Genomic DNA, 8,062 nt, shown 5'->3' with positions numbered 1-8,062 from the left:
TTTGCCACCGGCATGGCGGCCATCACCGCCACCTTCCTGACGCTGCTGCGCGCCGGCGACCATGTGGTGTCCAGCAAGTTCGTCTTCGGCAACACCAACAGCCTGTTCGGCACCCTGGCCGACCTGGGCATCGACACCACCAAGGTGGACACCGGCAGCGTGGCGAACGTGGAAGCGGCGCTGCGGCCCAACACCCGGCTGGTGTTCGTCGAGACCATCTCCAACCCCGGCACCCGCATCCCCGACCTGGCAGCCATCGGACAGCTGTGCCGTGAGCGCGGCCTCGTGTACGTGGTGGACAACACCGTCACCTCGCCCTACCTGTTCCAGCCCAAGAGCGTGGGCGCCAGCCTTGTGATCAATGCGCTCACCAAGTCCATCGCCGGCCATGGCGATGCGCTGGGCGGCACGGTCACCGACACCGGCCTCTTCGACTGGCAGGGCTACCCCAACATCTTCGCCCACTACCGCAGCGGCGACGCCAGGCAGTGGGGCCTGACGCAGATCCGCAAGAAAGGCCTGCGCGACATGGGCGGTGCGCTGTCGTCCGACCATGCGCACCGCATCCTGGTGGGCGCCGAGACGCTGGAGCTGCGCTGCGACCGCACCAGCGCCACCGCGCTGGCGCTGGCCCGCTGGCTGCAGGCGCACCCGGCCATCGCCCAGGTGCACTACCCGATGCTGGAGAACCATCCGCAGCATGCAGCGGCCAGGCGCCACTTCAAGTCGGGCTCGTGGCTGCTGAGCTTCGAGCTGGCCGACCCGCAGCGCCTGGTGCCGGTGATCGACAAGCTGAAGCTGCCCGTCAGCGCCACTGGCCTGGCCGACACCCGCAGCCTGATCATCCCGGTGGCGCCCACCATCTTCTGGGAAGCCGGCGCGGCCGTGCGCGCCGACATGGGCATCGCCGACGGCATGATCCGCCTGTCGGTGGGCCTGGAAGACGAGCGCGACCTGATCGCGGACTTCGAGCAGGCGCTGTCCTGAAGCCCTACGACCGTGGCAAGCGGCGCCGCGCCAGCAGCGCCACCGCGGCCAGGCCACCCAGCATCAGCGCATAGGTGGCGGGTTCCGGCACCGGCGGCGTGAAGCCGCCACCGTTGTTGGCGAAGTCCCAGTTGGTGTTCTGCGCATCGGCGGTGGCCGAGTTGAAGACATTGCCGTACAGCGAGGTCAGGGTGCCCAGGCCTTGCTGCATGGCGCCGGTGTCCAGCGTGCTGGCGAACGGGATCTCGATCGACGAGATCTGCCCGGTGTGCGAGAAGTCGGCCGTGCCGTTGTCGTAGACGCTGGTCCACTGATCGAGTGACAGCGAAAACGGCGTGCCGTACTGGAACAGCAGCTTTTTGTAGACGGTCTGGCTACCGGTCCAGGGCTGTGACCAGACGTTGTCGTTGGCGGTGACGTGGAACGAACTCTGGAAGTTCACGCCGCTCGAGTCGGTGAAGTCGGCGGAGGCATACAACGTGGTGTCGGCACGGCCCACAGGGCTGTGCGCGAAGCTGCCTTCCAGCGTGATGCCCACCAGCAGTGCGCCATAGCTGCCGGCCGGGCGCGTGGACGAAGTGATCAGGTACTGCTCGCTGACGTAAGCGTGGGCGTAGCCGTACAGGCGCGCATCGGGCGAGCCCGGCACCGCAGAGCCGTTGACGTCGGTGCTGCGCACCGTCATCTGGGTGTGCAGGCCGCCGGGCGTGGCCGATGCGCTGCCGCTGAAGGAAAAGCCGTACTGCCCGCCCCTGGTCACCAGGTCATACAGCGGATCGGCTCCTGCGGGCGAGGCGTTGGTCTGGATGTCGACCTGCGTCGTCACCGGCGCCAGTGTGCGGTTGTTGTAGTCCCAGTAGCTGGTCTGTCGCCCAAGGCTGAAATTGGCCCCGAAGTCGCCCAGCGCGGGGCTGGACGTGTTGATGTAGACGCTGCCGTACGCGTCGTTGTAGGCCCAGTAGTTGAGCAGCGGCGTCGAGACGACGGCAGATGCGGGGGCCTGCAGGGCCAGCAAGGCCAGGGCAGCGAGGGGGGAGAGGGCAGCGCGGCGGCTGAGCGAGGTCATCGGGGGCTCCTCCAGAGGTGTTGACCCGCCGCATTGCAGCCGTGTTGCGCATGGCCTGCATCCTCACGCTGTAGGACCTGCGCGCCGCTGCCCCGCAAGACCCCGGCCCCTCCGAGATCGCCCCACATCCCCGACAATCGCTCCATGCTGCGCCAACGTACCCTCCAGTCCATCACCCGCGCCGTGGGCGTGGGCGTGCACAGCGGCCGCAAGGTCGAGTTGACGTTGCGGCCGGCACCGGCCGATCACGGCATCGTGTTCCGCCGCATCGACCTGCCGCAGCCGGTGGACATTCCGGTGTCGGCCGAGTCGGTGAGCGACACCCGCATGGCCTCCACCATCTCGGCCGGCGGCGACCCCGGCGCGCCCAAGGTGCAGACGGTGGAGCACCTGATGTCGGCCTGCTGCGGCCTCGGGCTGGACAACCTCATCATCGACATCACCGCCGACGAAGTGCCCATCCTCGACGGCTCGGCGGCCAGCTTCGTGTTCCTGCTGCAAAGCGCTGGCATCGTGATGCAGGACGCGCCCAAGCGCTTCATCCGCGTGCTCAAGCCGGTGGAGCTGCGCGAAGGCGAGGGCGCCGCGCTCAAGTGGGCGCGGCTGGAGCCGCACCACGGCTACCGGCTCACCTTCGAGATCGAGTTCAACCACCCGGCGGTGGACGCCACCGGCCAGCGTGTGACTTTCGAGATGGGCAGCGGTCAGTACAAGCGCGAGATCGCGCGGGCCCGCACCATCGGCTTCGCGAAAGACGTGGACGTGATGCGCTCGCGCGGGCTGACCCTGGGCGGCAACATGGACAACGCGATCGTCTTCGGCGACCGCGAGCTGCTCAATGCCGACGGACTGCGCTACGACGACGAGATCGCCAAGCACAAGATCCTGGACGCCATCGGCGACCTGTACATGGCCGGCAAGCCGATGCTGGCCAGCTACACGTCGTTCAAGGGTGGCCATGCGCTCAACAACAAGCTGCTGCGCAAGCTGATGGCCGACCCCAGCGCCTGGGAGATCGTCACCTTCAACGACGAGGCGCAAGCCCCGGCCGGCTTTGCCGAGCTGGCGCCGGCCTGGTGAGCCCCGCGCCCTGATGGCTTTTTTCCGGGTGTTGATCGGGCTGCTGGCGCTGGCCAGCGTCGTGTGCTTCGTGCTCTATGCGGTCAACCGCGACCCGCGCTGGCGGCATCGCGGCTGGCTGATCATGAAGTGGACGCTGATCGCGGCGGTCGGCTTCTTCGCGGTGCTGATCGCCGAGCGCCTGTTCTTCCCGCCAGGGGTGCCGGCGCTGCCGGTCACCCCCTGAGGGCCATGACGGCGGGTCAGTCGTTGCTCGCCACGGTGCGGTAGACCAGCGCGCCGATCGCGGCGCCGATGATGGGCGCCACCCAGAACAGCCACAGCTGCTCCACGGCCCAGCCGCCGACGAACACCGCCACGCCGGTGGAGCGGGCCGGGTTGACCGAGGTGTTGGTCACCGGGATGCTGATCAGGTGGATCAGCGTCAGGCACAGGCCGATGGCGATGGGCGCAAAGCCCGCGGGTGCGCGGCTGTCGGTGGCGCCCATGATCACGAACAGGAAGAAGGCGGTCATCACCACTTCGCACACCAGCGCCGCCATCAGCGTGTACTGGCCGGGCGAATGCGCGCCATAGCCGTTGGACGCAAAGCCGCCCAGCTCGAAGCCCGGCTTGCCGCTGGCAATCAGGTACAGCACGCCGCCTGCGGCCACCGCGCCGGCCACCTGGGCCACGATGTAGGGCACCAGACGGCCGGTGTCGAAGCGCCCGCCCACCCACAGCCCGATGGACACGGCCGGGTTGAGGTGGCAGCCCGAGATGTGGCCGATGGCGTAAGCCATGGTCAGCACCGTCAGGCCGAAGGCCAGCGACACGCCGTGCAGGCCGATGCCCACTTCAGGAAACGCCGCGGCCAGCACGGCGCTGCCGCAGCCGCCCAGCACCAGCCAGAAGGTGCCGAAAAATTCGGCGATGGTGGCTTTCATGTGATCACTCCTCGTTGTCTTGAAATGCCTGCGCGGACCCCACCGCTGTTACAGGTCGGGGCGCACTTTGACAGTCCTGGCGCGATCTGTTCGAGCTGAATCCCTAGCATGTGAACTTCTGCCGACTGCCGCGCCGGCTTGCGTCACCCACGCGACAAGCTGCGGCCGGGTTCCTCATCTGGCGCAGCGCGGCCCCGGCGCGCACCATGGGCCGCATGCACAAGCTCACACGACGACAGTTCCACCGCTGCCTGCTGGGTAGCGCCGCCGTGGCCGCCGCGCCGGTGGCCTGGGCCCAGGCCTGGCCCGCCAAGCCCCTCCGCATCGTGGTGCCGTACCCGCCCGGCGGCTTCACCGACGTCACCGCCCGCCTGATCGCGCAGAAGCTGCAGGAGCGGCTGGGTCAGACGGTGGTGGTGGACAACAAGGCCGGTGCCAACGGCATCATCGGCACCGATGCGGTGGCCAAGTCACCGGCCGACGGCTACACCCTGGGCGTGGTGATCGCGGCCTATGCGGCCAACACCACGCTCTACCCCAAGCTGCCCTACGACCCGCGCAAGGACCTGGCGGCGGTGTCGCTGATCGGCCTGTCGCCGCTGGTGGCGGCGGTGAACAACGACGCGCCCTTCAAGACCGCGACCGAGCTCGTGGCTTACGCCAAGGCCCATCCGGGCAAGGTGAGCTTCGGCTCCAGCGGCAACGGCTCGGCCGCGCACCTGACCACCGAGTACCTGAAGGCGCTGACCGGCAGCTACATGGTGCACATCCCCTACCGCGGCGCGGCGGCGGCGCTCACCGACCTGATGGGTGGGCAGATCCAGCTCTTCCTCGACGCGGCCTCGGGCCTGATCAACCCTGGCAAGAGCGGCAAGGTGCGGCTGATCGGCGTGGCCAGCGACAAGCGGCTGCCGGCGCTGCCCGAGGTGCCCACCTTCATCGAGCAGGGTGTGGCCGGCTTCACCGGCAGCACCTGGGCCGGCCTGCTGGCGCCGGCCGGCACCCCGCGCGAGGTGGTGCGCCGCATCAGCGACGAGGTGGCGCGCATCGTGCGCCTGGACGACGTCAAGGCACGGCTGGAGCAGATGGGCACCGTGCCTGTGGGCGGCACGCCGGAGGAGTTCGAGCAGTTCATCGCCACCGAAACCGCCAAGTGGGGCAAGGTGATCCGCGATGCGAAGGTGACGGTGGAGTGATGCGCTAACGCCGCGGGCTGATGCGGTGGATCAGCCGCGGCAGCCAGTGCAGGATCAGCAGCGCCAGCAGGGTGCTGAGCACCGCCGAAGCCTCGCGCCCCAGGCCCACGCCCACGCCGATGGCGGCGGTGAGCCAGATGCCGGCGGCGGTGGTCAGGCCCTGCACGTCCTCTTCGTCGCGGCCCTTGATGATGGTGCCCGCGCACAAGAAGCCGATGCCGGCCACCACGCCCTGGATCACGCGGCTCATGTCGGTGTCCGACACGCCGGCCTGCTGCGGGATCAGCACGAACAGCGCCGCGCCCAGCGCCACCAGCATGTGGGTGCGCACGCCGGCGGCCTTGCCGGTGCGCTCACGCTCCCAGCCCAGCAGCCCGCCCAGCGCGGCCGCGATCACCAGCCGCACCACGATGCGGGTGGCCTGTTCGACGTCCGGGACGTCGGCGAATTCGTCCTGCAGCGCGCGCAGCACGGCCTGCCCGAATGCATCCATCGCAACACCTCCTGCGCCAAGGGGGCCGGGCCGCACCCGGTGCCCGGCAGGGTCAGTAGACGCGGCCGCGGCGGTAGCTGGCGTGGGTCTTGCGCGCCAGCGTGGTGGCCTGGGCCAGCGCGGCCAATGAATGGCCGGCATGGGCCTGGGCAATCGCCAGGCCAAGGGCGTCGGCGGCGTCCTTGCCCGGCACGCCGGGCAGGGCCAGCAGCCGCGACACCATGGCCTGCACCTGCTCCTTGCGGGCCGAGCCGGTGCCCACCACGGCCTTTTTCATCTGCAGCGCGGTGTGCTCGGCCACCGGCAGGCCGCGCGCCACCAGCGCCGCCAGCGCGGCGCCGCGCGCCTGGCCCAGCAGCAGCGTGCTCTGCGGGTTGACGTTGACGAAAACGATCTCCACCGAGGCCTGGTCGGGCGTGTAGCGGGCGATGACCTCGGTCACGCCGTCGAAGATGATCTTCAGCCGCGCCGGCAGGTTGCCGCGCTCCGCGCCGGTGGTCTTGATGGTGCCGCTGGCCACATAGCCCAGCCGCGGCCCGTCGACGTCGATCACGCCGAAGCCGGTGGTCTGCAGGCCGGGGTCGATGCCTAGGATGCGCATCATCCCGCCCGCCGGGCCGCCCCAAGGGCGGGTGCGCCCCCCTGGGGGGCCGCGAACGCAGTGAGCCGGGGGGCGGCAGATTCACCTGCCCGCCGGGCCGCCCCAAGGGCGGGTGCGCCCCCTTGGGGGGCCGCGAACGCAGTGAGCTTGGGGGTCGTCATCAAAGGTGGAAGTACCAACGGACGAAGTGGAAGAAGACCGGGGCGGCGAAACACAAGGGAGCAACCCGGTCCAGCAGGCCCACCGCGCCGGTGACGGCGCTGCGGTTGCCCCAATGGTGCACCCCGGCGTCGCGCTTGAGGGCCTTCATCACGAATTCACCGAAGGTGCCGCTGCCCGCCGCGATGAAGGCCATGGCCAGCGCCTGCCCCACCTTGAACGGCGTGGCCCAGAACAGTAGGGCACCGGCCAGCGCCGCCGCCAGTGCGCCCAGCGCCCAGGCCCGCATCGAGAAGCTGCGGCTGATCAGCCGCGCTACCGGGCGCCGCCGCAGCCAGCGGCTGGCCGCTTCCTGCGCCAGCTGGGCGATGACCACCACGAACACCAGGAAAAACAGCAGGAAGGCGCCGCGCCCCTGGTAGTTGGGAAAGTCCAGCAGCAGCAGCGCCGGCGCATGGCTGAGGCCGTAGACACACACCACGATGCCCCACTGGATCTTGGCGTTGCGCTCCAGAAAGCGCTCGGGGTCGCCGGCCAGCGCGCTCACCACCGGCAGCGCGAAGAACACGTACACCGGGATGAACACGGTGAAGAGGTCGAAGTGCCGGGTGCCCACGATCAGGTACTGCAACGGCAGCACCACGAAGAAGGCCAGGATCAGGCTGCGGTGGTCGCTGCGCCGCGTGTGCTGCAGCGTGATGAACTCGCGCAGCGCCAGGAACGACACGATGCCGAACAGCAGCGTCGCGCCCAGCGCGCCCCACACCCAGGCCAGCCAGAACAGCACTGCGCCGGTCCACAGCGCGCGCAGGTCGCGCTTCAGGTGCCGGCCGGTGGCGCCGTTGGAGGCTTCGGGGTGGCGCAGCGACCAGCCGACCACCGCCGCGGTGGCCAGCATCAGCAGGCCGAAGACGATGACGAAGAGCAGCGCGACCTGCTGGTCGACGCTCAGGTTGCGCAGCATGTTCATGCCGCTGCCCGCGGGCGCAGCGCGATCACCGCTTCGCGCGCGCGGGCCAGGAAGGCACCCTTGTCCTCGCCCAGCATCGGTGCCACCGGGGCGCCGAAGGTCACGGTGCACAGCACCGGCACCGGCACCACTTCGCCCTTGGGCATCACCCGCTGCACGTTGTCGATCCAGGTGGGAATCAGCTTGACCTCAGGAAAGCGCGTGGCCAGGTGGTACAGGCCGCTCTTGAAGGCGGCCGGCTCTTCCTTGGCGCCGCGCGTGCCTTCCGGAAAGATCACCAGTGAATCGCCCTGTTCCAGCGCGGCCACCAGCGGCTCCAGCGGGTCCTGGTCGTGGGTGCGCTGGCGGTCGACGTAGACGGCGTGGAACACCTCGCGGGTGATCCAGTGCTTGAGCTTGCTGGCCGTCCAGTAGTCACGCGCCGCGATCGGCCGCGTGCTGGCCCGCAGGTCCAGCGGCAGCGCGGCCCAGATCAGCACCCAGTCCAGGTGGCTCTGGTGGTTGGCGAAGTAGATGCGCTGCTCCGCCTTGGGCGGGCAGCCCTTCCAGTGCCCCTGCGCCCCCGTGACCAGCCGGGCCACGAA

The 8,062-nt window shown here is 69.5% G+C and carries 9 protein-coding genes and 1 pseudogene; 4 read left to right on the top strand and 6 right to left on the bottom strand.

The window, feature by feature from the left end; all coding sequences use genetic code 11:
* A partial coding sequence (locus tag ABNT58_RS10640) for a cystathionine gamma-synthase family protein (protein ID WP_348753452.1) occupies positions 1 to 987 on the top strand: 987 nt, incomplete at its 5' end.
* A 4-nt stretch (positions 988 to 991) separates the two neighbouring features.
* Here the strand turns inward: ABNT58_RS10640 and ABNT58_RS10635 are convergent.
* Positions 992 to 2,053: a PEP-CTERM sorting domain-containing protein gene (locus tag ABNT58_RS10635; protein WP_348753451.1), complete on the bottom strand. Its 1,062-nt coding sequence runs from the start codon at positions 2,051 to 2,053 to the stop codon at positions 992 to 994.
* A gap of 144 nt (positions 2,054 to 2,197) precedes the next feature.
* Between ABNT58_RS10635 and lpxC the strand changes: the two genes are divergently transcribed.
* Positions 2,198 to 3,133, top strand: coding sequence for a UDP-3-O-acyl-N-acetylglucosamine deacetylase (lpxC, locus tag ABNT58_RS10630; RefSeq protein WP_348753450.1), 936 nt, complete (start codon positions 2,198 to 2,200; stop codon positions 3,131 to 3,133).
* Positions 3,134 to 3,146: 13 nt separating this feature from the next.
* The gene (locus tag ABNT58_RS10625) at positions 3,147 to 3,359 is read left to right on the top strand and encodes a hypothetical protein (RefSeq protein ID WP_348753449.1); all 213 of its coding nucleotides are present in this window, start codon (positions 3,147 to 3,149) and stop codon (positions 3,357 to 3,359) included.
* 16 nt (positions 3,360 to 3,375) lie between these two features.
* On the opposite strand, the pseudogene aqpZ reads toward ABNT58_RS10625, so the two are convergent.
* Positions 3,376 to 4,062 (bottom strand): annotated as a pseudogene (aqpZ, locus tag ABNT58_RS10620) (aquaporin Z); the annotation flags it as partial.
* A gap of 203 nt (positions 4,063 to 4,265) precedes the next feature.
* On the opposite strand from aqpZ, the gene ABNT58_RS10615 reads away from it, so the two are divergent.
* On the top strand, positions 4,266 to 5,255 hold the full coding sequence (locus ABNT58_RS10615; RefSeq protein ID WP_348753448.1) for a tripartite tricarboxylate transporter substrate binding protein: 990 nt from the start codon (positions 4,266 to 4,268) through the stop codon (positions 5,253 to 5,255).
* Between the two features lie 4 nt (positions 5,256 to 5,259).
* Here ABNT58_RS10615 and ABNT58_RS10610 read toward each other — a convergent pair whose 3' ends face one another.
* From ABNT58_RS10610 to ABNT58_RS10595, 4 genes are all read right to left on the bottom strand, one after another.
* Complete coding sequence (locus tag ABNT58_RS10610; RefSeq protein ID WP_348753447.1) at positions 5,260 to 5,748, bottom strand: MgtC/SapB family protein; 489 nt, start codon at positions 5,746 to 5,748, stop codon at positions 5,260 to 5,262.
* A gap of 52 nt (positions 5,749 to 5,800) precedes the next feature.
* Complete coding sequence (gene ruvC / locus ABNT58_RS10605; protein ID WP_348753454.1) at positions 5,801 to 6,349, bottom strand: crossover junction endodeoxyribonuclease RuvC; 549 nt, start codon at positions 6,347 to 6,349, stop codon at positions 5,801 to 5,803.
* A gap of 160 nt (positions 6,350 to 6,509) precedes the next feature.
* On the bottom strand, positions 6,510 to 7,478 hold the full coding sequence (locus tag ABNT58_RS10600; protein ID WP_348753446.1) for a phosphatidate cytidylyltransferase: 969 nt from the start codon (positions 7,476 to 7,478) through the stop codon (positions 6,510 to 6,512).
* On the bottom strand, positions 7,475 to 8,059 hold the full coding sequence (locus ABNT58_RS10595) for a lysophospholipid acyltransferase family protein (protein WP_348753453.1): 585 nt from the start codon (positions 8,057 to 8,059) through the stop codon (positions 7,475 to 7,477). The genes ABNT58_RS10600 and ABNT58_RS10595 overlap by 4 nt, the downstream gene beginning before the upstream one ends.
* Positions 8,060 to 8,062 lie beyond the last annotated feature (3 nt).

The organism is uncultured Aquincola sp., assembly GCF_964001545.1.
GTDB lineage: Bacteria > Pseudomonadota > Gammaproteobacteria > Burkholderiales > Burkholderiaceae_C > Aquincola.
The sequence above is the reverse complement of the archived record's forward strand: the minus strand, read 5'-3'. Positions and strand labels throughout refer to the sequence as shown.